Consider the following 23,468-nt stretch of genomic DNA (forward strand, 5'->3'; position numbering starts at 1 on the left):
CCCGCGCGGTGGGCAAATGCAGGTGCCCAGGTTAGTTCTTGACTAAATCGATGTCCACAGTGGTTGAACTTTGGCCACAACTGGCGTAGACACCGCGATACGGTGTGAACCCGCGCACGGCTCGCATCGGCTCGACGACGATCGACAGGGAGATGGCATGCCGACTTTCTCAGCCGACAGAAGCAGGCGGGACTTCCTGCGCACGATGCTGGCCAGCGGACTGATCGCGGTCCCGGGCTCGGCCGCGCTGGCCGGATGTGCGACCGCGGGCGGCGGCTCGCAGGAACAGGTTCAGGGCACCGAGACCAACCAGAATCCGCTCGGCGTCGACACCAGTGCCCCGCTCGAGGTCGTGATGTTCGCCGGTGGCCTCAAAACCGAACTGGAGTGGGTGCAGCGCAGCTACAACGAGCTGTTCCCGAACGCCAAGATCAACCTGACCTCCACGGTCAACATCAACTCGCTGCAGCCGCGGTTCACCGGCGGCAACCCGCCGGACATGGTCAACAACTCCGGGGCGCAGAAGATCCCGCTCGCCGCCCTCGCCGGCGCCGGGCAACTGACCGACCTCGCCTCGCTGCTGGACGCGCCGTCGCTGGAGGACCCGAGCAAGAAGGTCCGCGACACGATCGTCCCGGAGGCGATCAAGGTCGGCACCTACGACGACGACGTGCTGGTGCTCAACTACGTGCTCTCCGCCTACGGCGTGTTCTACTCCCGGTCGCTGTTCGAGAAGAACGGCTGGAAGCTGCCGACCGTGTGGTCGGAGTTCATCAGCTTCGCCGCGGAGATGAAGAAGGCCGGCCTGTCCCCGATGGGCTACGGCGGCGTCAACGCCCCGCACTACGTCACCGAGATGATGCTCACCATGGCCGGCAAGTCCGGCGGTGCGGACGTGGTGAAGGCCATCGACAACCTCGAGCCGAACGCGTGGAAGCACGACGCGGTGCGCAACGCCGCGGCGGCCATCGAGGAACTGGCCCGCATGGACGGCTTCCTGCCCGGCAGCCCCGGTCTCAAGCACACCGAGGCACAGACCGAGTTCGTCACCGGCAAGATCGGCACCTACCCCAGCGGTTCCTGGCTGGAGAACGAGATGAAGACGTCCACCCCGGCCGGGTTCGACATGGTGATGGCGCCGACCCCGCGGCTGGACTCCTCGGACAAGCTGCCGCTGGAGGCCTTACATTCCAACCCCGGCGAGCCGTTCATCGTGCCCAAACAGGCCAAGAACGCCCGCGGCGGGCTGGAGTTCTTCCGGCACATGCTGGCTCCGGACAACGCCAGGGCCTACTCCGAGTTCACCGGCTCCCTGACCATCGTCACCTCCTCGCACGACAAGGTGGTCAGCGACAGCACCTCGTTCAAGTCGGTCACCGAGGCGCTGAAGAAGGCCGGCGACAACACGTTCACCTTCCTGTTCATGGACTGGTACGGCGACCTGAAGAAGAACGCGGCCATCGCCGCGATGACCGACCTGCTGACCGGGCGGACCAACGCCGAGGGTTTCATCACCGCGGCGCAAACCGCGGCCGACGCGGTCGCCGCCGACAGCAACGTGCCGAAGTTCAAGCGTAAGTAGCCTCCCGTGCACCACGGCAAGTACCGGTTCATCATCGGGTTCCTGGTGGCCCCGCTCGCGCTGTACGTGCTGTTCGTCGTCTCCCCGAACATCCAGGCGGTGCTCTACTCGTTCACCGACTGGAGCGGGTACAGCCAGACGCAGAACTTCATCGGGCTGGACAACTACGTGCGCCTGGTGAAGGACCCGATGTTCTGGACCGCGCTGTCGCACAACGGCGTGCTGCTGCTGGTGCTGCCGATCGTGACGATCTCGCTCGGCCTGGTGTTCGCGTTCATGCTCAACCTCGGCGGGCCGCGGCGCGGTGCGGTGGCCCGTGGGCTGCGCGGGTCGCGGTTCTACAGCGCGGTCTACTTCTTTCCCTACCTGCTCTCCGTGGCGATCATCGCGGTGCTTTGGGAGCAGGCGTACAACCCGCGGGGCGGGGTGGTGCCGAGGGCCATGTCGGCGCTCGGCATCGACCCGCCGAGGGACGGCCTGCTCGGCACGCCGTCCACCGTGCTGTGGGCGTGCATCGCGGTGGCGGTGTGGCACGGGGTCGGGTTCTACGTGGTGCTGTTCTCGGCCGGGATCGCGTCCATCCCGACCGACGTCCTGGAAGCGGCCGCGCTGGACGGGGTCAACCGGTTCACCCTGTTCTTCCGGGTCGTGATCCCGCTGCTGTGGGACAACGTGCAGGTCGCGTTCGTCTACCTGGGCATCATCGCGCTCGACTTCTTCGCCATCGTCAACATCATGACCCCGCACCCGGAGGCGGTGGGCAACTCCACCGAGGTGATCGCGCACTACCTGTTCACCCGGGCGTTCTCCGGGGACGCCAACCCGCAGTACGGCTACGCGTCGGCGATCGGCGTGGCGCTGTTCTTCCTCACCCTGACCCTTGCCGCGGTCATGTTCCGGGTGAGCCGCCGGGAGAAGGTGGAGTTCTGATGACGCTGACCGAGGTGCGCCCGCCGGCCCCGGTGTCCCGGCCGGCCGGCTCGGGGCCGCGCCGGCCGCGCCGGGTGGCCGAGCGCTCGGCCAGCGCCGGCTTCCAGGCGATCCTCGCGGCCTGGGCGTTGGTGTCGGTGCTGCCGCTGATCTGGGCCGCGATCACCGCGTTCAAGCCGAACCCGGAGGTGTTCGCCTCGCCGTGGCAGCTGCCGTCCCGGTGGGACTTCGGCAACTTCGCCCGGGCCTGGGGCGCGGCCTCGATCGGCCAGTTCTTCGTCAACACGGTGATCGTGGTGTCCGGCGCGCTGGTGCTCACCATGCTGCTGTCCACCATGGTCGCCTACGTGGTGGCGCGCTACGAGTTCCGCGGCAACCGGGTGATCTACTACCTGTTCGCCGGCGGCCTGATGTTCCCGGTCTTCCTCGCCCTGGTCCCGTTGTTCTTCGTGGTCCGCAACCTCGGCCTGCTGCACAGCCACATCGGCCTGATCCTGGTCTACGCCGCCTACGCGATGCCGTTCTCGGTGTTCTTCCTGGTCGCCTTCTTCCGCACGCTGCCCACCGCCGTCGCCGAGGCCGCCCTGATCGACGGCTGCTCGCACAGCGGCGTCTTCTTCCGGATCATGCTCCCGATGGCCCGCCCCGGCATCGTCAGCGTCGCCCTGTTCAACGTGCTGAGCCTGTGGAACCAGTACCTGCTCCCGCTGGTCCTCAACCAGGGCGACAAGTCCACCGCCGTGCTCACCGAGGGCCTGGCCGCCCTGGTCGCCGAGCAGGGTTACGCCTCCGACTGGAGCGCCCTGTTCGCCGGCATGGTCATCGCCATGCTCCCGGTCCTCGTCGTCTACCTCGTCTTCCAGCGCCGCGTCCGCCAGGGCTTCGTCGCCGGCGCCCTGAAGTAGCCGTCCCCTGTGGACAACTTCTTGGTCCCTGTGGATAGAGTTTTGCCCGATCACAGGCTTGCGGGCAGGGTGGCCGTGTACACCCAGCCACTGGAAGGGGACCATCCATGAGTGAGCTCGCCCGGCTCGATATCCGAGTCACCAACCTGGAGCGCGAAATGCCCGAAGTCCGCAAGCTCGCCGCCGACGCGAGCAACGAAGTCGGCGACGTGCACGCCCGCCTCCGCGCCCACACCAAGTCCCTCAATGCCCTGCGCACCACCCAGGTGGAGCAGGGAGTCCTCCTGAGGGAGCAGGGAGTGCTGCTGAACGAGCAGGGAGTGCTGCTGAACGAGCAGGGAGTCCTGCTGAACGAGCAGGGAGTCCTGCTGAGGGAGAACGGCCAGGAGTTGAGTGACCTGCGCACCGAGATGCGGGAGGGCTTCGCGAAGCTGAATGTGGGCATGGCCCAGATGACGGCGCTGATCACTCTCGCCCTGCGGAAGTTGGAGAATGGTGAGTGACCCTGCTGCTGGGTGATGGTGTCTGCGGGGGGTCTGGGGTGGATGCGAGGATGGCCGGGTGTCGAGCACCCTGATCGTTGTTCTGGTCGTCGTTCTGGTTGTGGTCGTGGTCGCGGTGGTGGCCGGCGTCGTGTTGGCGCGGCGGCGGCGGATCGATCTGACGCAGGGGCGCGAGCGGGAGAGCGGGGCGGGGGGGTACCGGGCGGGTGGGGGGATCGCCCTGGCGCCGCGGGGCGAGCCGGCCGAGGTGGTCGAGGCGGCGGAGCCGGCCGAGGCCGGGCCGGTGGCCGACGTGGCGGTGGCGCCGGTCGAGCCGGTGGTCGCCGAGCCGGCGCCGGTGGTCGCGCCGGAGCCGGTCGAGGAGATCGCGCCGACGGCGGGGCGGTTGGAGCGGTTGCGGGGGCGGCTGTCGCGGTCGCGGTCGACGTTCGGGCAGGGGCTGCTGGGGTTGCTGGGGGCGGGGGATCTGGACGAGGAGTCCTGGACCGAGGTGGAGGACACGCTGCTGCTGGCGGACCTGGGGGCGGCCACCACGGGTGAGGTGGTCGAGCGGCTGCGCGGTGAGTTGGGGGCGCGGGGGGTGCGTACGGCCGAGCAGGCGCGGGCGGTGCTGCGGGAGGTGCTGGTGGACGCGCTGCACCCGGAGATGGACCGCGCGGTGCGGGCGCTGCGGCACGGGGATCAGCCGGCCGTCGTGTTGATCGCGGGGGTGAACGGGACCGGGAAGACGACCACCACGGGCAAGCTGGCCCGGGTGTTGATCGCGGACGGGCGCAGCGTCGTGCTCGGGGCCGCGGACACGTTCCGGGCCGCCGCCACCGAACAGTTGCAGACCTGGGCCCAGCGGGTGGGCGCCGAGGTGGTGCGTGGCCGGGAGGGCGCGGACCCGGCGGCGGTCGCGTTCGACGCGGTCAAGCGCGGGGTGGAGTCCGGGGTGGACGCCGTGCTGGTGGACACCGCCGGCCGGCTGCACACCAAGACCGGGCTGATGGACGAGTTGGGCAAGGTCAAGCGGGTGGTGGAGAAGCAGGCCACGGTGGACGAGGTGCTGCTGGTGCTGGACGCCACCACCGGGCAGAACGGGCTGACCCAGGCCCGGGTGTTCGCCGATGTCGTGGCCGTCACCGGCATCGTGCTGACCAAGCTGGACGGGACCGCCAAGGGCGGCATCGTCTTCCAGGTCCAGCGGGAGCTGGGGGTTCCGGTGAAGCTGGTCGGACTCGGCGAAGGCGCCGACGACCTGGCGCCGTTCGAACCGGGAGCTTTCGTGGACGCTCTGCTCGGATGATTCCCGGGATTTCGCTTCGCGCTGAGCGAAGCGACGATCGCCGAGATGCTCGGCAAGGGGCTGTTCTGGTGAAGGTCCGGCAGGATGTGTGCCATGGCCAACAACGATGTCGACCGAGCCGACGAGATCCTCACCCCCGACGCCCTCGCCTTCCTGTCCGGCCTGCACACCGAGTTCGCCGCACGGCGGGATGAGCTGGTGGCCCGGCGCCGGGAGCGCCGCGAGCAGGCCGCCGGCCGGCTGGACTTCCTGCCCGAGACCGCGGACATCCGGGCCGGGGAGTGGCGGGTCGCCGAAGCACCAGCGGACCTGCGGGACCGGCGGGTGGAGATCACCGGGCCGACCGAGCGGAAGATGGCGATCAACGCGCTGAACTCGGGCGCGAAGGTGTGGCTGGCCGACCTGGAGGACGCCAACACTCCACACTGGAGCAACGTGGTCTCCGGTCAGGTGAACCTGAAGGACGCCGTCCGGGGGACCATCGCGTTCACCTCTCCGGAGGGAAAGAGCTACGCGCTGCGTGATGACATCGAGCACGCGGTGATCGTGATGCGGCCCCGGGGCTGGCATCTGCCCGAGCGGCACCTCACCTTCGACGCCCGCTCGGCGGCCGGGACCCGCCCGGCGATCGGCGCGCTGGTCGACTTCGGCCTGTACTTCTTCCACAATGCGCAGGCGCTGCTGGACAAGGGCAGCGGGCCGTACTTCTACCTGCCCAAGATGGAGTCGCACCTCGAGGCGCGGCTGTGGAACGACGTGTTCACCCACGCCCAGGCCGAGCTGGGCATCCCGCACGGGACGATCCGGGCCACCGTGCTGATCGAGACGATCCCGGCCGCGTTCGAGATGGAGGAGATCCTCTACGAGCTGCGCGAGCACGCCTCCGGGCTCAACGCCGGGCGCTGGGACTACCTGTTCAGCCTGATCAAGTACTTCCGGGACGCCGGGCCGGAGTTCGTGCTGCCGGACCGCAACAGCGTCACGATGACCGCCCCGTTCATGCGCGCCTACACCGAGCTGCTGGTGCGCACCTGCCACGCACGCGGGGCGTTCGCCATGGGCGGCATGGCCGCGTTCATCCCGAACCGGCGCGACCCCGACGTGACCGCCAAGGCGCTGGACAAGGTGCGCGAGGACAAGCGGCGCGAGGCCGGCGACGGGTTCGACGGCTCCTGGGTGGCCCACCCGGACCTGGTGCCGATCTGCCGGGAGGTGTTCGACGAGGTGCTCGGCGATGCGCCCAACCAGCTCGACCGGCTGCGCGGGGACGTGTCGGTCAGCGCGGCCCAACTGCTCGACGTGGCCGCCACCCCGGGCCAGGCCACCGAGGCCGGGCTGCGCGCCGCGGTGGACGTCGGGGTCCGCTACATCGCCTCCTGGCTGGGCGGCAACGGCGCGGCGGCGATCCACAACCTGATGGAGGACGCGGCCACCGCGGAGATCTCCCGGTCCCAGGTGTGGCAGTGGGTGCGCAACGCGGTGGTGCTGGACACCGGCGCGAAGGTGACCGCCGAGCTGGTCCGGTCCGTGCTGGCCGAGACCCGCGCGGCGCTGCAGGCGGAGCTGCCGGCCGAGCACCTGGACCAGGCCTGCCGGCTGTTCGAGGAGGTCGCGCTGGCCGAGGACTACGTGGACTTCCTCACCCTGCCGGCCTACGAGCGGATCGAGTGATGGTCCGCACCTCGCTCGACGGGGCGATCATCGCCGATGTCGTCGAGCGGCTGTCCTTTGTGGACGATCCGGCCCGGCGTGGGCGGCAGCCGGTGCACACCTGCTACGTGCCCGCCGGCCGGGTCACCCCCGGCCTGCCCAGGGAGTGGGGCGAGCAGGCGCTGGCCGCCCTCGACCGGCACGGCGACGAACTGGACGTTGCCGAGCCGATCCTGGTCCGGGTGCGGGAGAAGCTGGCCCGAGAGCCGGTCGAGGACCTGCGGATCGACTTCGAGGACGGCTACGGTGCGCCCGCCGACGAGGCCGAGGACGCCGACGCCGAGCGCGCCGCCCGGGTGGTCGCCGGCTGGCACCGGGACGGCACCGCGCCGCCGTGGTCCGGCATCCGGTTCAAGTCCTTTCACACCAAGGCGTTGCTCGAACGCGGGGTACGCACGCTGGACATCTTCCTGACCACGCTTGGCAGCGAGCTGGGCCGGCCGCACGGTCTGGCGCTGACCTTTCCGAAGGTCACCTCGCCGGCCCAGGTGTTCGCGCTCGTCGACCTGCTCGAGGTCCTCGAGGGCCGGCTCGGGTTCGCCGCCGGCACGCTGCGCTTCGAGATCCAGATCGAGACCACGCAGTCCATTGTGGACGGAACGGGGGCGCTCGCCGTGCCCCGGTTGATCACCGCGGGCGGCGGCCGGGTGTCCGGCCTGCACTTCGGCACCTACGACTACACCGCGGCGTGCGGGCTGGATGCCGCGCAGCAGCACCTGGCGCACCCGGCCTGCGACTTCGCCCGGCACACCATGCAGGTGAGCGCGGCCGGTACCCGGGTCTGGCTGTCCGACGGGTCCACCAACGTGCTGCCGGTGGGCGACGCGGTGGGCGCGGGCTGGCGCACGCACCACGCGCTGGTCCGCCGGTCCCTCGAGCACGGCTTCCACCAGGGCTGGGACCTGCATCCGGCGCAGCTGGTCACCCGGTACGCCGCGGTGTACGGCTACTACCGGGAGACCGCCGGGGAGTCGGCGCGCCGGCTGGGCGCCTACCTGGCCGGCACCGGCGGCGCGGTGGCCGACGAGCCGGCGACCGCGCGGGCCCTGGCCAGGACGCTGCGCCGGGCCGTGGACTGCGGCGCGCTCACCGAGCCGGAGGTGACCGCGCTGGTCGGCACCGAGGAGTGGAGCGCGCATGCTTGACCTGGTGTTCCGGGCCCGGCGGGTGATCACTCCGGGCGGCGAGGCGGCCCGGTGCGTCGGCGTCGCGGGCGGCCGGATCGCGGCGGTCGAACCGCTGGACGCCCGGCTGGACGCCACCCGGGCGATCGACCTCGGCGACGACGTGGTGCTGCTGCCCGGTCTGGTGGATACGCACGTGCACGTCAACGATCCCGGGCGGGCCGAGTGGGAGGGCTTCGAGACCGCCACCCGCGCGGCGGCGGCCGGCGGGATCACCACGATCGTGGACATGCCGCTGAACAGCCTGCCGCCGACCACCGACGTGGCCGCGCTCGAGGTGAAGCGCAAGACCGCGCAGGGCCGGGTGCACGTCGACGTCGGGTTCTGGGGTGGCGCGGTGCCGGGCAACGGCGGCGAGCTGCGCGGCCTGCACGAGGCCGGCGTGTTCGGCTTCAAGTGCTTCCTGCTGCACTCCGGCGTCGAGGAGTTCCCACCGCTGGGCCCGGACGAGCTGGCCGCCACGCTGCCCCGGCTCGGCGGGCTCGGCGCGCTGCTGGTGGTGCACGCCGAGGACGCCGACACGGTGGACCACGCTCCGGCGCCCCGCGGCGACCGGTACGCGGACTTCCTGGCCTCCCGGCCGCGCGGCGCGGAGAACCTGGCCATCGCCCGGATGATCGAGCTGGCCCGGTGGACCGGCGCCCGGGTGCACATCCTCCATCTGTCCTCTTCGGACGCGCTGCCGATGATCGCCTCGGCGCGCCGGGACGGGGTGGCGGTGACCGCGGAGACCTGCCCGCACTACCTGACGTTCGCCGCGGAGGAGGTCCCGGACGGTGCGACGCAGTTCAAGTGCTGCCCGCCGATCCGGGAGGCGGACAACCGGGAGCTGCTCTGGCGCGGCCTGGCCGGCGGTGTGCTCGACTGCGTGGTGAGCGACCATTCGCCGTGCCCGGCCGAGCTGAAACGGTTCGACGTCGGGGACTTCGGTCTGGCCTGGGGCGGGATCGCCGGGCTGCAGGTCGGGTTGCCGGCGGTGTGGACGGCGGCCCGGCAGCGCGGTGTCCCCCTCGCCGACGTGGTGCGCTGGATGGCGAGCGGCCCGGCCGGGCTGGTCGGGTTGCGCCGCAAGGGAAGCATCGCCCCCGGCTTCGACGCCGACCTGTGCCTGTTCGCCCCGGACGAGGCGTTCGTGGTGGATCCCGGCAAGCTGCACCACCGCAACCCGGTCAGCGCGTACGCCGGCCGGGCGCTGGCCGGCCTGGTCCAGGGGACCTGGCTACGCGGCCGCGAGGTGACCGGCACCGACCCGCACGGTGTCCTGCTGAACAGGGGAGAGTGATGACCGAGTTCGCCGACTGGGAGCGGTTGCCCGATCTGGCCTCGCGCCGGGTCGGCGGTGGCGTGCTGTGGGCCAACGACGAGCTGTTCGCCGAACGCGAGAACCTGATCAAACCCGCCGATCCGGTGTTCCAGCCGTCGACGTTCGGCCACAAGGGACAGATCTACGACGGCTGGGAGACCCGCCGCCGCCGCGAGGACGGCTGCGACCAGGCCATCGTCCGGCTCGGTCTGCCCGGCGTGATCCGCGGCGTCGTGGTCGACACCGCCTTCTTCACCGGCAACTACCCGCCGTTCGCCTCGGTCGAGGCGTGCGTCGTCGAGGACTACCCGAGCCCCGACGAGCTGAAGGACTGGCACACCCTGGTGCCGAAATCCCCCCTGCGCGGCAACTTCCGCAACGTCTTCGACGTCGCCGAGCACCGCCGCTACACCCACGTGCGGCTGACCATCTACCCCGACGGCGGCGTCGCCCGGCTGCGCGTGCACGGCCTGCCGTTCCCCGACCTGTCCTTCCTCGATCTCAACTCGTTCGACCTCGCCGCCCTTGAGCACGGCGCCCGGATCTTCGGGTGTTCCAACATGTTCTACTCGTCGCCGGCCAACCTGATCTCCCCCGGCTTCGCCGCCACCATGGGCGAGGGCTGGGAGACCGCCCGCCGTCGCGATGCCGGCAACGACTGGGTCACCGTCGAGCTGGCCGCCCGCGGCACCGTCCGCCTCGCCGAACTGGACACCAGCCACTTCAAGGGCAACGCCCCCGGTTGGGCCGCGCTGTCCGGCTGCGACAGCCGCGTGGCCGAACCCGACGAGGAGGGCGCCTGGTTCGAGCTCCTGCCCCGAGTCCGCCTGCAACCCGACACCCGGCACCGGTTCGTGCTGCCCGACGCCAACCCCACCACCCACGTCCGCCTGGACATCTACCCCGACGGCGGCATGGCCCGGCTGCGCCTGCACGGCGCCCTCACCGACGACGGCCGCGAATCCTACGTCCGCCGCTGGCTGGACCTGCGCGACCCGGACTGACCTGACCCGCCCGGCGGGTGGCTTGGCGGTCAGAAGTGCACGCGGTAGCCGTACTGGCGGCCGAGGGTGCGGGCCTGGTCGAAGACCTGGGCGCGGGTGGCGTTGGGGTTCTGGTCGAGCCAGCGGACCCAGTCCTGCTCGAAGCGGGCGCTGAACCGGGCGTGGTCGGCCTCGCGGGCCCAGCTGCCCCAGGCCGGGTTGCTGGTGTCGATGCCGTAGCGCTCGAACCGGCGGCCGAGGTTGACCGGGAAGTTGTGGTGGGCGACGTAGGTGTTGCCGTCGTTGGGGGGCGGGCCCCAGGTGTCGCGGACGCCGTTGGCGTAGTCGCTGCCGCGGTAGGTGCCGCGGTCGTGGCGGCGCCAGTCCTGGTTCATCTGGCGTTCCCGCTCGCGCTCGCGCTGCCGGTAGGCGCGGTCCACCTCGCGCTGGTGCTGACGGGTGCCGCGGCGGCCGAAGATCGACCGGACGCCGCGCCAGGCCATGCCGAGGCCGCGGGCGACGTCGCCGCGCAGCAGGGAGCTGGCGACGTCGGCCAACGCCTTGAGGATGGGTTCGGCGACGCTCGGGCCGGCGGGGGCCGGCAGCGGGTCGGGGCGCTGGAGCCGGTCCATCGCCTGGATCAGGCGCTGCTCGATGGCGGAGATCGGCGCCCGGTAGGTGTCGATCATGGCGGTGCACTGGGCCACCACGTTCGGGGTGACCCCGCCCTCGACCGCGATCGCCTGCCTGGCATAGGAGATCAGCCGCTGCACCAGGTCGGTCAGCAGCTCGTTGATCCGGCGCCGGCAGTCCGCGATCGCCTCGCCCATCTGCTTGGCCGCGGCCGCGGTGGCCAGCGCCACGTTGGCCGTCGCCTGCAGCGCGGCGACCAGCTCCAGCGCGCGCCCGCGGTAGCGCTCGCCGGCCGGGCCGGTCCAGTCCGAGGTCTCCTCGATGCCCCGCTTGGCCAGCTGCTCCCGGATCGACTCGACTTGCGCCGAGGCCTTCTCCCAGTGGTCGGCGAACTGCTGGATCACGGTGGCCTGGCCGGCCAGCCCGTCCAGGACGAGCTGCAGCGGTTGCACGTGCGGGGTGAGCCAGCCCAGTCCGGCCGCGTTCAACGCTTCGATCGGCCGCATGTCGGCGCTCAGCGCGGCAAGCCCGCCGCCCGCGTTCAGGCCCGGCGGCAGCCACGTCCCGGTCCGGATGGAGTTGAGCAGCGCCAGGGTTTCCCGGGCGAACTCCTCGTCTTCCCTACTCATGACGATGGCGGCGACAGTTCGCCGTCGATCGCGCCGATCCGGTCGGCGCCGTCGTCGTCACCGCGCTCGTAGGCGGTGGCGATCTCGGCGAGCGTCGTGCCGGCCGTCTCCAGCGCCGCCACTCCGGCCCGCATGGCTTCCTGGCCGATCCGGGACAGTTCCTCGATCGCGATCGCGAACTTCCGGGCGGTCTGCCCGTAGGCCTCGGCCGGCATGCTCACCCCGCCGGCGACGTCGACGGCCCCGCCCAGCTCACCGGCCAGGCCCTGCAGCGTCCGGGCGTGCGCGCGCAGCGCCGGCACGGCCGCCGCGAAACCGCTCATCGGATCCGCACCTCGCAAGCTCGGTGCTGCTCGACCCCGCCGCCTCGCAGGCTCGGCGCCGGGGCAGTGCCCGACGATTCACTCGCAAGCTCGCTCATCACACGTCCTCCATGACCTCGCGCTCGTCCCAGTCGCCGGTGGTGTCCCGCTCCCGCTCGGGCACCCGGGCCTGCCGTGCCTCGCGTTCCGGCTGCTCCGGGAACCGTTGCCGGGCGTCGTCCAGCAGCAGATGGGTGCTCGGGTCCTGCGTTCCGACGATCTCGAACATGGTGCGCCGCAACAGTTCCGGGATCCGGGACTGGGCGCGCCGGAGGCAGTCCATGATCTCCTCGGCGATGTCCTCGAGCGGCTCGGGATTCCACCGCTCGCGCAGCACCAGCCCGGTGAGCAGGCCATTGGCCGAGATGGTCACCTTGACCGCGCCGTCGCCGGACGCCTCGGTGATCGACAGCTGGGACAGGCGTTCGGTCAGTTCCTGGTAGCGCTGGGCGTTCTCGGCGATCTGCCGCTCCCAATCGGGCATCGCGCCTCCCGGGGGTCACGTCCGAGAGTGGCGGAACTACCCGCCGTCACACAAGCGCCGAAGGCGCTCTTTCGGTGTCTGGCGCGGACAACTGGCGCACTTGCCCTGCCCAGGAGCCTCGTACACCAGGCAGCACGAGGCCCGGCGCACGACGAGCCGGCCGCCCGCCTCGACATAGCGCGGCACCGGCAGCGCCGGGCCGACCGCGGCGGCGATCCGCTCGGCCAGCGCGGGCGAACCACCGGCCCACAGCACCCGGTTGGCCAGCGAGTCGGTGGCGATCGCCCACAGCGCCCGTGGCGGCGCGCCGCTCACCCCGGCGACCGCCTCGATTCCGGCGGACAGCGCCGCCGCGAGCCGCGGGCCGAACTCGCCGCGCGGCGCGGAGTCCGAACGGGCGTCGAGGATCCGGCCGTCCGGGTGCACGAGCAGGATGATGCTCTCCAGCCCCGGGTCCACCGCGGGTCCGCCGCCGGCAAGGGCCTCGACCGGCGGACCGAGCAGCACCGAACTGGCCGAGTACCACCACAACACGCCCAGTGCCGGCCGGCGGGCAAGCCGGTAGAACCGGCCGGCGGCGTCGATCTGCCGGCGAAGCCAGCGAGGATCGGTGATCTCCGACGCCCGCACCGGCCGCAACCTCTGCGTATCGGCCAGGTCAACGATGGTCTTGAGACTAGCCAGGAGGGGCGAAACGCGCTCGTAACACGGCTACCGCGACAGTTCACCCCGGCGAAACCTGGCGCGCGATCCCGTGAAACAGGACTTATCGATGCTCCCCGTGCAAATCTCGCGCACGGGAGGACGTTGTGCTCAACTCAGGAGATACCGCGTGGGTACTGGCCAGTGCCGCGCTGGTCATGCTCATGACACCCGGCTTGGCCTTCTTCTACGGGGGCATGGTGCGCTCCAGGAGCGTGCTGAACATGCTCATGATGAACTTCATCGCCCTCGGGGTGGTGAGTGTTCTCTGGGTTCTCTACGGGTTCAGCCTGTCGTTCAGCAATGACGGGTTCGCCGGTCTGATCGGAAACTTCGACTGGGCCGGGTTAACCGAGGCATCGGGCAAGCTCGCCGGCTACGCGGTGGCGGCAACCGAGAGCGCGCCGGAGATCCCGTGGCCGGGCGGCAACGCGATCCCGGTGTTCGTGTTCGCCATGTTCCAGCTGATGTTCGCGATCATCACCGGGGCCCTGATCTCCGGCGCGATCGCCGACCGGGCGAAGTTCTGGAGCTGGGTGCTGTTCCTGGTGCTGTGGTCCACGATCGTCTACTTCCCGGTCGCGCACTGGGTGTTCTCGTTCAGCGGCTTCATGGGCGCGGACGCGGTCGGCGGCTGGATCGCCAACGACCTCAAGGCGCTGGACTTCGCCGGCGGCACCGCGGTGCACATCAACGCCGGTGCGGCCGGGTTGGCGCTCGCCCTGGTGCTCGGCCGGCGCAAGGGCTGGCCGAAGGACATCTCCCGGCCGCACAACGTGCCGTTCGTGCTGCTCGGCGCCAGCCTGCTGTGGTTCGGCTGGTACGGCTTCAACGCCGGATCCGCGCTGGGCGCCGGCGACCTGGCCGGGGTCGCGTTCACCAACACCACCGTGGCCACCGCGGCCGCCGTGCTCGGCTGGGTCCTGGTCGAGCAGGCCAAGTTCGGCAAGCCGACCACCCTCGGCGCCGCCTCCGGTGCGATCGCCGGTCTGGTCGCCGTCACCCCGGCGTGTGGGTTCGTCAGCCCGCTCGGCGCCACCGCGATCGGCGTGATCGCCGGTGCGCTGTGCGCCCTCGCCGTGTCCCTGAAGTACCGGTTCGGGTTCGACGACTCGCTGGACGTGGTGGGCATCCACCTGGTCGGCGGTCTGGTCGGCACGCTGCTGATCGGCTTCTTCGGCACCAAGAGCGTGAACGCGCTCGGCGCCGACGGCCTGTTCTACGGCGGCGGCCTCGGCCAACTGGGCAAGCAGGCCGTTGCCGCGGGCGCCGTGCTCGGGTACTCGTTCGTGCTTACCCTGATCATCGGTCTGCTGATCAAGTTCACGGTCGGCTTCCGGGTGGACGCCGAGGCGGAGACCACCGGCATCGACGAGGCCGAGCACAAGGAGACCGCCTACGACATCGGCGGCATCGGCGGCGGTGGCGGCGGCGCCGGCATCGCGGCCCGGCCGCCGGTCGCGACCGGAACCGCTGACGTTCTCGAGGAGACCAAGGCATGAAACTCGTCACCGCAATCATCAAGCCGTTCACCCTCGACGACGTGAAGGCGGCCCTCGAACAGATCGGCGTGCTCGGCATGACGGTCAGCGAGGTGCAGGGGTACGGCCGGCAGAAGGGGCACACCGAGGTATACCGGGGCGCCGAGTACTCCGTGGACTTCGTGCCGAAGGTCCGGGTCGAGGTGCTCGTCGACGACGTGGCCGCGGACAAGACCGTGGACGCGATCGTGGAGACCGCCCGCACGGGCAAGATCGGGGACGGCAAGGTATGGGTGACACCGGTCGAAGCGGTGGTTCGGGTGCGCACGGGAGAGCGTGGCACCGACGCTCTCTGAGCCGATGAGTACGGGGGAGACGGCAGCCGATCTGGTGCTGGCCCGCGACCGCCTGCTCGGGCGGGCCGCGGGTCAGCACCGGCTCGGGCCGGAGGCGCTCCGCGAGGCACTGGCCGACCTGCACGAGTTCTGGCTCACCGCGCACGCGAGCCAGGCCGGGATCCTCAACGACACCACCGGGATCGCGCTGATCGCGGTCGGCGGGCTCGGCCGCAGGGAGCTGGTGCCCTACTCCGACCTCGACCTGCTGCTGGTGCACGAGGGTCGCCGGTCGGTCGGCGTTAACACGATCGAGCAGCTCGCCGAGCGCATGTGGTACCCGCTGTGGAACTCCGGGGTGGGCCTGGACCACTCGGTGCGCACCGTCGGCGAGGCGCTGGAGGTGGCCGGGCGGGACCTGCGCACCGCGCTCGGCATGCTGGACGCCCGGCACGTCGCGGGGGACCGGGAGGTCACCGAACGGCTGGCCGTGACGGCGAAGACCCAGTGGCGGACCGGGATCCGCAAGCGGCTCGGCGAACTGGCCGAGTCGGCCCAGCGGCGCTGGCGGCGCACCGGCGAGGTGGCGCACTGGGTGGAGCCGGACCTCAAGCACGGCAAGGGTGGGCTGCGTGACCTGGCGATCTTGAACGCGCTGGCCGCCGCGCAGCTGGTGGACCGGCCGGCCGGTGAGGTGGTGGCGGCCCGGCAGCTGCTCCTGGACATCCGCACCGAGCTGCGCCGCAACGCCGGCCGGGCCCGTGACGTGCTGCGCCCCCAGGACGGTGACGAGATCGGCGCCGCGCTGGGCATCGGCGACCGGTTCACGCTGACCCGGGCGCTGTCCGGGGCCGGGCGGACCGTGGCCTACGCGCTGGACGTGGCCTTCCGGTCCACCGGCGCGGGCGTGCCGGCCCGGCGGGTGCTCGGCGTGCTGCGCCGGGCCCCGGAGCGCCGGCCGCTGGACGAGGGCGTCGTGCTGCACGGCGCGGAGGTGACGCTGGCCCGGGACGCCGAGCCGAGCCGGGATCCCGGGCTGCTGCTGCGAGTGGCCGCGGCGGCGGCGCGCACCGGCAACCCGATCGCGCCGTCCGCGCTGACCCGGCTGGGCGAGTCCGCCCCGGAGCCGAGGGCACCGTGGCCGGTCGAGGTGCGCCAGTCGCTGATCGCGCTGCTCGGCACCGGCGAGGGCCTGATCGACGTGGTCGAGGCGCTGGACCGGACCGGGCTGTGGGCGCGGCTGTTCCCGGAGTGGGGCGCGGTGCGGGACCTGCCGCCGCGCGATCCGGCGCATGTGTGGACCGTCGACCGGCACCTGGTGGCCGCCACCGCGAACGCCGGCCGGCTGGCCACCGGGGTGTCCCGGCCGGACCTGCTGCTGCTCGGCACCGTGCTGCACGACATCGGCAAGGGCCGCGACGCCGACCATTCGGTGGTCGGCGCGGCGCTGGCCACCCAGGTGGGCCAGCGGCTCGGCCTGTCCAAGGCGGACGTGGAGACCCTGGCCGCGATGGTCCGCCACCACCTGCTGCTGCCGCATACCGCCACCCGGCGCAACATCGAGGACGAGGCCACCGTGCAGCGGGTGGTGGACACGCTGGACGGCGACCCGGTGCTGCTCGAGCTGCTGCACGCGCTGTCCGAGGCGGACTCGCTGGCCACCGGGCCGGGGGTGTGGTCGGAGTGGAAGGCCCGGCTGATCGGCGACCTGGTGGCCCGGTGTCGCCGGGCGATGGCCGGCGAGCCGCACCAGGGCCCGGCGCCGATCGACGCCGCGCACCGGGCGCTGGCCGAGGCGGTGGCCGGCTCCGGCCGGCCGGACGTGGTGATCGAGGGCACCGGCGCGCTGTCCACGATCACGCTGGTCGCCCCGGACCGGCCGGGGCTGCTCTCCCGCGCGACCGGGGTGCTGGCACTGCACTCGCTGCAGGTGCACGCCGCGACGCTGGCCAGCCACGCAGGCGCGGCGGTGGACGTGTTCACCGTCTCGCCGCGGTTCGGCTCGCTGCCCGACCCGGCGCTGCTGCGCGAGCACTTCACCCGGGCGATCGGCGGGACGCTGCCGCTGGCCGAGCGGCTCGCCGCCAAGGAGCGCGACTACGGCGGCCGGGCGGTCGACGGGCCCGAGCCGCGCACGCTGTGGTTCGACGACGAGGCCGGCGGGCGGAACTCCGGCGCCGTGGTGCTCGAGCTGCGCGCCGCGGACCGGATCGGGCTGCTGCACAGCGTCGCCGACGCGCTGGAACAGTGCGGCGCGGACGTGCTGTGGGCCAGGGCCAGCCAACTCGGCGGAACCGCGGTCGCCTCGTTCAGCCTGGCCCTGGTGGGCGCTGCCGGGGACACGGTGCCCGATCTGAGCTGGCGGCTGGCCATCGAGCGCGCCGTACTGGCCGCCTGCTGACCGGTTAGGTAGTCCTACTCAACCGGTTCGGGGATGTTTCCGCTCAAGTCGGGACCGCGCCCCCGGCAGGCTGTTCGGCAAGGGGGAGGCCGAGATGGGGCCTGTCGAGGGGTCAGGCCCCATCCCGGCTTCGTGCCATGCTGGGCCGGTGATCGAAGACACCGCCGCCGGGGTGCGCGCCGGCCTCCTCGACCCGGTCGAGCTGACCGAGCGGGCCCTTGACCGGGCCCGCGAGCACGCCGGGTGCAACGCCGTGACGCACCTGGACGCGGCCGGTGCCCGGCCGGCCGCGGCCGCCGCGACCGCCGGCCCGCTTGCCGGAATTCCGTTGCTGGTCAAGGAGATCATCGCGGTCCAGGGGCTGCCGCACACCTGCGGCTCGCGGGTCTTCGCCGGCCGGGTGGCCGGCGCGGACGCCGAGGTGGTGCGCCGCGCCCGGGAGGCCGGCGCGGTGATCATCGGGCTGACCCACAGCCACGAGTTCGCCTACGGCTGCACCGGAACGTCCAATGTGGCCGGTCCGTGCCGCAACCCGCACGACGCGTCCCGGATGACCGGCGGCTCCAGCGCCGGCTCGGCCGCCGCGGTGGCCGCCGGCATCGTGCCGGTGGCGCTGGGCACCGACACCGCGGGCTCGGTGCGCATCCCGGCCGCCCTGTGCGGGGTGGTCGGCGCGGTGCCGCAGCGCGGCACCCTGTCCTCCGACGGCGTCTTCCCGCTGGCCCGGACCCTGGACCGGGTCGGCCTGCTGACCGGCTCGGTCGCCGACGCCCGCTACGTCACCGCCGTGCTCGCCGGCATCGACCTGACCGGCGACGCCCTGTCCGCGCCCCGGCTCGGCGTGCTGGCCGACCCGGACCTGCTCGACTGCGCCCCCGAGGTGGCCGACGCCTACCGCACCGCGCTCGACCGCCTCGCCGACGCCGGCGCCTTCGTCGTCGAGGTCAAGCCGCCCGACTGGCGCCTGTTCACCGAGACCGCCTTCGACCTGCAGGGGCCCGAGGCCGCCGCGGTGCACGACGAGTTGGACGCCGCCCTCGACGACTACCAGCCCGACCTCCGCGACCGGCTGCGCGACGCCGCCGCCGTCCCCGGCTGGCGTTACGTCCGCGCCCGGTCCCGGATGAGCGCGCTGACCGCCGACCTGGGCCGCATCCTGGCCACGGTGGACGCCGTGCTGCTGCCCACCGTGCCGATCCTCGCACCGCCGCTGGACGCGACCGAGGCGAGCGTGTCCGGCGGCCGCCGCCCGGTGCGCGACCTGCTGCTGCGCAACAACCGCCCGCTCAACGTCACGCCGTTCCCGGCGCTGAGCGTCCCGCTGCCCGGGTCCGGCGGGCTCCCGGTCGGCCTGCAGCTCATCGCCACCGGCGACCGGGCGGCGTTCGCCGTGGCCGAGTGGGTGGAACGCAGCCTGTAGAAAACGCGGCCTTCAGAAGCGGTGCGCGAAGAAGATGTCGGTGCCGCGGGCGGGGGCGCCGTCCACCGGGGCCGGGTCCTCGGGCGTCGGGGCGATGCCGTCGGCGGCGACCCGGTCCAGGGCGTGCAGGCCGAGCGGGCGGACCGAGCCGAAGATCGAGAACAGCGGACGCAGCCGGGAGTCGGCGTAGACCAGGAAGAACTGGCTGCCGTTGGTGTCCGGGCCGGCGTTGGCCATGGCCAGGGTGGCCCGCGGGTAGATCTTGCGCTCCCCGGTCGGGTCGTCCGGCCACGGTGCCAGGTCGGTGGGCAGCTCGTCCTTGTACCGGTAGCCGGGCCCGCCTTCGCCGGTGCCGCTCGGGTCGCCGCACTGCAGCACCTTCAGCGTCGGGTAGGCGGTCAGCCGGTGGCAGATCGTCCGGTTGTAGAACCCGTGCCGGGTCAGGTGCAGGAAGCTCTGCACGGTGCACGGCGCCTTGGCCCGGTCCAGGGTGAGCGGGATGGGGCCGTAGTTGGTCCACAGCAGCACGTCGACCGTGCCGCGGTTGGGGGTCTTGCGGGGGTCGGGCGGCAGCCCGACCGGCCGGGCCGGCGGGTCGTCCGGGGTCGCGGTGTAGGCGCACGGCCCCGGGGTGACCCCGGTCGGTTCCGCTGCGGCGACGGGTGTGGTGGCCAGTGCGAGCCCGCTCGAGGTCAGAACCGTGGCCACCGCGATTCCGACGAGGCGAAGCGTTGTCCTCGACACGTCCCCGCAGTCTAGGGCCGGTCCGGCACCCGGAGGCCGATCCCGTTTTCCCAGACCGGCTACCCTCGCTTACGTGTTCGACACCCTCTCCGACCGGTTGACCTCGGTTCTGCAGAACCTCAGGGGCAAGGGCCGGCTGACCGACGCCGACATCGACGCCACCGCGCGCGAGATCCGGATCGCGCTGCTCGAGGCCGACGTCGCGCTGCCCGTGGTCCGCACGTTCATCGCCAAGGTCAAGGAGCGGGCCAAGGGCGCAGAGGTGCACGCCGCGCTCAACCCGGCCCAGCAGGTCATCAAGATCGTCAACGAGGAGCTGATCGGCATCCTCGGCGGCGAGACCCGGCGGCTCAACCTGGCCAAGAACCCGCCGACCGTGATCATGCTGGCCGGCCTGCAGGGCTCCGGTAAGACCACGCTGGCCGGCAAGCTCGCCAAGTGGCTCGGTGGGCAGGGGCACAAGCCGCTGCTGGTGGCCGCCGACCTGCAGCGGCCCAACGCGGTCACCCAACTCCAGGTGGTCGGCGAGCGGGCGGGGGTGCCGGTGTTCGCGCCGGAGCCGGGCAACGGGGTCGGCGACCCGGTCGACGTGTCCCGGCGCGGGGTCGAGGAGGCCCGGCGGGCGCAGCACGACCTGGTCATCGTGGACACCGCCGGCCGGCTGGGCATCGACGAGGAGATGATGCGCCAGGCGGTCGACATCCGGGCGGCGGTCCAGCCGGACGAGGTGCTGTTCGTGGTCGACGCCATGATCGGCCAGGACGCGGTGACCACGGCCGAGGCGTTCCGGGACGGGGTCGGGTTCACCGGCGTGGTGCTCACCAAGCTGGACGGCGACGCCCGCGGTGGTGCCGCGCTGTCCGTGCGGGAGGTCACCGGAACGCCGATCATGTTCGCCTCCAGTGGCGAAGGACTCGGTGACTTCGACGCGTTCCACCCCGAGCGGATGGCCAGCCGGATCCTGGGCATGGGCGACCTGCTCACCCTGATCGAGCAGGCCGAGCAGCACTTCGACAAGACCAAGGCCGAGGCGACCGCGGCCAAGATCGGCTCCGGCGAGCTGACCCTCGAGGACTTCCTGGACCAGATGCTCGCCATCCGCAAGATGGGCCCGATCGGCAACCTGCTCGGCATGCTGCCCGGCGCCGGTCAGATGAAGGACGCGCTGGCCCAGGTGGACGACCGGCAGCTGGACCGGCTGCAGGCGATCATCCGCGGCATGACCCCGGCCGAGCGGGAGAACCCGAAGATCATCAACGCGTCCCGGCGGCAGCGCATCGCGCGCGGCTCCGGGGTGGCCGTGCGCGAGGTCAACGAGCTGGTCAACAAGTTCTACGACGCGCGCAAGATGATGCAGCAGATGGCCGGCCGGTTCGGCTTGCCCGGCGCGCGCACCCGGGGCTCGGCCAAGCGCGGCAAGAAGGGCAAGAAGGGCAAGGGCCGCGGCCCGACCCCGCCCCGCACCCGCGGCGGCATGCCCGGCTTCCCCGCCGGCCTGCCCGACCTGTCCAACCTGCCGCCGAGCCTGCGCGAGCTCCCCCCGGGCCTGAACGACCTGCCGCCCGGCTTCGACCCGTCCAAGTTCAAGTTCCCCGAGAACTGAAACGGGAGCGCGGCGGACCGCCGCGCTCCCGTTCCGGCACCGATCAGAACGTGAAGGCCTGGAACTCGGAGATCCGGACCGTCTGCGCCACCGTCGGGTTGCCGGTGGTGCAGTCACTGGTGAATCGCGGGTCGTTCTGCTGCTGACCGGCGTACTCCGGCGCGCCGGTGCACTGGTTGGTCCGCACCTTGATCATCAGGTGGGTGGCCACCGTCGGCGCGAACCGGAACGACCGGTTGGTCAGATCCGACGCCGTCGGCCGTGGGAAGTTCGCCGGGAAGGCGTTCGCCGGGCTGGTGAACACCTGCCGGTAGCTGGCCGGGTTGGTGCAGTCGGCGAAGGTGGCGTTGCACGACAGCACGTCGAACTGGCGCAGCGCCGTGAACCGGTTCTGGCCACCGGCGTCCGGGTCACCGGCGATCGCCGGCCGCAGCAGCGCGCTGACCGCGACCCGGCTCACCGACTGCGGCGCCGTCCCGGCCAGGTCCACCATGACCGACTTGCCGGCCACCGGCGAGCCGATGGACGCCCAGTTGGTCGCCTCGGTGTCGTCGATCAGCCGGGCCAGGTTGACGCCGTCGCCGCTGGCCGTTGCGCCGGCGCTGGCCGAGGCCAGGTTGCGCATGACCACCGGCACGATGACCGCCCGCTCGCCGGCCCGCAGCGTGCGCTCCTGCCGGACGCTGCTGCCGAACCCGGCACCGGTCACCACGAACGTGTACGACCCCGGCGCGATCTCCACCGTGTCGGGCAGCGTCGTGGCCGGATCGGTGTCGGCCACCGGGATCGAGCGCGCCTCGAAGTCACCGACGAACAGCTGCACCGGTGCGGTGGCGCCCTGGCCGGACGGAATTAGCCGCAGGGTCGCATTGGTGCCCATCGGCGAGGCGAAGCTCGGCGTCGCGTGCTCGTCGTTCGGCCCGTTGCTGGCCGCGTCCCGGCCGAGGCCGTGCTGCGCGAACGCCCGCCACATGATCTCGGCGTTCGCGCCGCCGAACCGGATCTGGTCCGCGGCGATCATCGCGTTGCGCATGTCGACGTAGCTCACCGCGCCGGAGGCGTTGAGCAGCAGGGCGTCGAACTCCAGTTGCATCCAGCGCCGGTTGCCCGGGCAGCTGGTCACCGGCGTCTGGCCGTCCGCGCAGGACCGTTGCAGCGCGGGCGTGCCGAGGCCGTACCGGTTGATGAACTCCTGGCGCACGTCGAAGCTGGTCGCCGACCAGATCTCGCCGTCGGCGTGCACCTGCTGGCCGACCAGGTCGTAGGACAGGTTGCTGTAGTTGAGCGGGCTGCGGCTCATGTCGAAGTTGCGGATGCCGTGCTCCGGGTCGCCGGTGACGTAGCCACCGGTGATGTACGGCGTGTTGCCGCTCGGCCGGAACCCGTACTCGTACAGGTACTCCATGGCGAACAGGTCGGAGTGCGACTCGTTCATCGCACCGGCCTGCGCGCCCTGCCAGCCGGTGTCCGGACCGCCGATCATGCGGCCGCTGATCGCGTGGCCGTACTCGTGCCCGATCACCGACATGTCGTAGTCGCCGTCCACGCACGGGGCGTAGAACAGGCCGGGCAGCGGCTGCCACAGGAACATGTTCGTGGTCGCCGGAACGCCGTCCGGCGGAGTGGCCTGGTTGGCGTTGTTGCGGGACGGGAAGTCCGGCGGCGCCCCACCGGCCCGGCCGCCCGCCTGGGCGTTGCCGCGCTCGAAGTCGTTGCCGAGACCGCCCCGACCGTGGTTGTCGGTCTGCATGTTCCAGGCCTCCTCGGTGAACCCGAGGCGGTAGGACCAGTCGTGCATCCGGTTGTGCGCGGCGAACAGGTTGGCCAGCGCCGCGTTGATGTCGTTCTCCTGCGGGGTGGCGAACACGGCCGGGTCACACTTGGCCTCGGTCCACTGGTTGGTCCACGGGTAGGTGTACTCGCGGGTCGGGCTGGTCGCCGCGGTCCGGGTGCCGATCGTGCTGCCCACCAGGCTGTCCCACTTCTCGGTGGACCGGCCCGAGTTGCCGGCCGAGGTCTGGCTGGAGGCACCGGTCGCCGGGTCGATGTCCCACGCGGCGCCGGTGTCCGCGGTGCTCACGGCCCGCTCGCAGCCGGGCGCCGCGGTCAGGCACCAGCGCACCCGGTTGTCCACGGTGGAGTTGTCGGCCGGCGGGTTGGCCGGGAACACGTCCCACTCCGGGTTGTCCACGTCGTGGTCGACGATGTCCTCGCGGAACAGCACCTTCCCGGTGCGGCCGTCGATGTAGGTGGTGAACCCGGTGAGGTCGGCCTGGTCCTTGCCGA

General features: G+C 71.9%; 20 protein-coding genes. 14 read left to right on the top strand and 6 right to left on the bottom strand.

The annotated features are described in order from the left end of the window. Positions 1–157 precede the first annotated feature (157 nt). The 9 genes from ngcE to alc all read left to right on the top strand — a co-directional run bounded on the left by ngcE (position 158) and on the right by alc (position 10,409). Positions 158–1,582 carry an N-acetylglucosamine/diacetylchitobiose ABC transporter substrate-binding protein gene (gene ngcE, locus VFV67_RS28550; protein ID WP_326473767.1) on the top strand — a complete coding sequence of 475 codons (1,425 nt, stop codon included), beginning with the start codon at positions 158–160 and terminating at the stop codon, positions 1,580–1,582. A gap of 6 nt (positions 1,583–1,588) precedes the next feature. Continuing rightward, complete coding sequence (locus VFV67_RS28555; RefSeq protein WP_326473768.1) at positions 1,589–2,512, top strand: sugar ABC transporter permease; 924 nt, start codon at positions 1,589–1,591, stop codon at positions 2,510–2,512. Next, positions 2,512–3,417 (top strand): carbohydrate ABC transporter permease, encoded by a 906-nt coding sequence (locus tag VFV67_RS28560; protein WP_326473769.1) that lies wholly within the window; start codon positions 2,512–2,514, stop codon positions 3,415–3,417. Before VFV67_RS28555 ends, VFV67_RS28560 begins: the two co-directional genes overlap by 1 nt. 107 nt (positions 3,418–3,524) lie before the next feature. Next, positions 3,525–3,920 carry a hypothetical protein gene (locus VFV67_RS28565; protein ID WP_326473770.1) on the top strand — a complete coding sequence of 132 codons (396 nt, stop codon included), beginning with the start codon at positions 3,525–3,527 and terminating at the stop codon, positions 3,918–3,920. Positions 3,921–3,978: 58 nt separating this feature from the next. Further along, entirely contained in the window at positions 3,979–5,208 is a 1,230-nt protein-coding gene (gene ftsY / locus VFV67_RS28570) for a signal recognition particle-docking protein FtsY (RefSeq protein ID WP_326473771.1), read from the top strand. A gap of 93 nt (positions 5,209–5,301) precedes the next feature. Continuing rightward, a complete protein-coding gene (aceB, locus tag VFV67_RS28575; protein ID WP_326473772.1) occupies positions 5,302–6,879 on the top strand; it encodes a malate synthase A in 1,578 nt (525 codons plus the stop codon). Further along, positions 6,879–8,063: a DUF6986 family protein gene (locus VFV67_RS28580; protein ID WP_326473773.1), complete on the top strand. Its 1,185-nt coding sequence runs from the start codon at positions 6,879–6,881 to the stop codon at positions 8,061–8,063. The genes aceB and VFV67_RS28580 overlap by 1 nt, the downstream gene beginning before the upstream one ends. After that, a complete protein-coding gene (gene allB / locus VFV67_RS28585; RefSeq protein WP_326473774.1) occupies positions 8,056–9,384 on the top strand; it encodes an allantoinase AllB in 1,329 nt (442 codons plus the stop codon). Before VFV67_RS28580 ends, allB begins: the two co-directional genes overlap by 8 nt. Then, positions 9,384–10,409 carry an allantoicase gene (gene alc, locus VFV67_RS28590; RefSeq protein WP_326473775.1) on the top strand — a complete coding sequence of 342 codons (1,026 nt, stop codon included), beginning with the start codon at positions 9,384–9,386 and terminating at the stop codon, positions 10,407–10,409. The genes allB and alc overlap by 1 nt, the downstream gene beginning before the upstream one ends. A gap of 29 nt (positions 10,410–10,438) precedes the next feature. Here alc and VFV67_RS28595 read toward each other — a convergent pair whose 3' ends face one another. The 4 genes from VFV67_RS28595 to VFV67_RS28610 form a co-directional block, all read right to left on the bottom strand. Then, a complete protein-coding gene (locus VFV67_RS28595) occupies positions 10,439–11,650 on the bottom strand; it encodes a hypothetical protein (protein WP_326473776.1) in 1,212 nt (403 codons plus the stop codon). Beyond that, positions 11,647–11,973, bottom strand: a complete 327-nt coding sequence (locus VFV67_RS28600) for a type VII secretion target (RefSeq protein WP_326473777.1) — start codon at positions 11,971–11,973, stop codon at positions 11,647–11,649. The genes VFV67_RS28595 and VFV67_RS28600 overlap by 4 nt, the downstream gene beginning before the upstream one ends. 97 nt (positions 11,974–12,070) lie before the next feature. Further along, entirely contained in the window at positions 12,071–12,496 is a 426-nt protein-coding gene (locus VFV67_RS28605) for a YbaB/EbfC family nucleoid-associated protein (protein ID WP_326473778.1), read from the bottom strand. Positions 12,497–12,532: 36 nt separating this feature from the next. Further along, complete coding sequence (locus VFV67_RS28610) at positions 12,533–13,126, bottom strand: (2Fe-2S)-binding protein (RefSeq protein ID WP_326473779.1); 594 nt, start codon at positions 13,124–13,126, stop codon at positions 12,533–12,535. A 179-nt stretch (positions 13,127–13,305) separates the two neighbouring features. Here VFV67_RS28610 and VFV67_RS28615 point away from each other — a divergent pair, with 179 nt between their 5' ends. The 4 genes from VFV67_RS28615 (at position 13,306) to VFV67_RS28630 (ending at position 18,835) form a co-directional block, all read left to right on the top strand. After that, positions 13,306–14,700, top strand: a complete 1,395-nt coding sequence (locus VFV67_RS28615; protein ID WP_326473780.1) for an ammonium transporter — start codon at positions 13,306–13,308, stop codon at positions 14,698–14,700. After that, the gene (locus VFV67_RS28620; RefSeq protein ID WP_326473781.1) at positions 14,697–15,035 is read left to right on the top strand and encodes a P-II family nitrogen regulator; all 339 of its coding nucleotides are present in this window, start codon (positions 14,697–14,699) and stop codon (positions 15,033–15,035) included. The genes VFV67_RS28615 and VFV67_RS28620 overlap by 4 nt, the downstream gene beginning before the upstream one ends. A 4-nt stretch (positions 15,036–15,039) precedes the next feature. Next, positions 15,040–17,415, top strand: coding sequence for a [protein-PII] uridylyltransferase (locus VFV67_RS28625; protein ID WP_326473782.1), 2,376 nt, complete (start codon positions 15,040–15,042; stop codon positions 17,413–17,415). 148 nt (positions 17,416–17,563) lie between these two features. Next, a complete protein-coding gene (locus VFV67_RS28630; RefSeq protein WP_326473783.1) occupies positions 17,564–18,835 on the top strand; it encodes an amidase in 1,272 nt (423 codons plus the stop codon). Between the two features lie 12 nt (positions 18,836–18,847). Here the strand turns inward: VFV67_RS28630 and VFV67_RS28635 are convergent, their stop codons facing one another. Next, positions 18,848–19,531 (bottom strand): peptidylprolyl isomerase, encoded by a 684-nt coding sequence (locus tag VFV67_RS28635; RefSeq protein WP_326473786.1) that lies wholly within the window; start codon positions 19,529–19,531, stop codon positions 18,848–18,850. A gap of 121 nt (positions 19,532–19,652) precedes the next feature. Here VFV67_RS28635 and ffh point away from each other — a divergent pair, with 121 nt between their 5' ends. Then, entirely contained in the window at positions 19,653–21,182 is a 1,530-nt protein-coding gene (ffh, locus tag VFV67_RS28640; protein WP_326473784.1) for a signal recognition particle protein, read from the top strand. 43 nt (positions 21,183–21,225) lie between these two features. On the opposite strand, the gene VFV67_RS28645 is transcribed toward ffh, so the two are convergent. Beyond that, the coding region (locus tag VFV67_RS28645; RefSeq protein ID WP_326473785.1) for a M36 family metallopeptidase at positions 21,226–23,468 on the bottom strand (2,243 nt) is incomplete at its 5' end.

The organism is Actinophytocola sp. (genome assembly GCF_035762905.1).
GTDB lineage: Bacteria > Actinomycetota > Actinomycetes > Mycobacteriales > Pseudonocardiaceae > DASYTH01.

Bases quoted from the DNA above. Each gene is read 5' to 3' on its own strand.
- aceB (WP_326473772.1), top strand. From the start codon at position 5,302: ATGGCCAACAACGATGTCGACCGAGCCGACGAGATCCTCACCCCCGAC.
- VFV67_RS28580 (WP_326473773.1), top strand. From the start codon at position 6,879: ATGGTCCGCACCTCGCTCGACGGGGCGATCATCGCCGATGTCGTCGAG.
- VFV67_RS28600 (WP_326473777.1), bottom strand. From the start codon at position 11,973: ATGAGCGGTTTCGCGGCGGCCGTGCCGGCGCTGCGCGCGCACGCCCGG.
- VFV67_RS28560 (WP_326473769.1), top strand. From the start codon at position 2,512: ATGACGCTGACCGAGGTGCGCCCGCCGGCCCCGGTGTCCCGGCCGGCC.
- VFV67_RS28605 (WP_326473778.1), bottom strand. From the start codon at position 12,496: ATGCCCGATTGGGAGCGGCAGATCGCCGAGAACGCCCAGCGCTACCAG.
- VFV67_RS28625 (WP_326473782.1), top strand. From the start codon at position 15,040: ATGAGTACGGGGGAGACGGCAGCCGATCTGGTGCTGGCCCGCGACCGC.
- alc (WP_326473775.1), top strand. From the start codon at position 9,384: ATGACCGAGTTCGCCGACTGGGAGCGGTTGCCCGATCTGGCCTCGCGC.
- ngcE (WP_326473767.1), top strand. From the start codon at position 158: ATGCCGACTTTCTCAGCCGACAGAAGCAGGCGGGACTTCCTGCGCACG.
- VFV67_RS28620 (WP_326473781.1), top strand. From the start codon at position 14,697: ATGAAACTCGTCACCGCAATCATCAAGCCGTTCACCCTCGACGACGTG.
- VFV67_RS28565 (WP_326473770.1), top strand. From the start codon at position 3,525: ATGAGTGAGCTCGCCCGGCTCGATATCCGAGTCACCAACCTGGAGCGC.
- VFV67_RS28595 (WP_326473776.1), bottom strand. From the start codon at position 11,650: ATGAGTAGGGAAGACGAGGAGTTCGCCCGGGAAACCCTGGCGCTGCTC.
- allB (WP_326473774.1), top strand. From the start codon at position 8,056: ATGCTTGACCTGGTGTTCCGGGCCCGGCGGGTGATCACTCCGGGCGGC.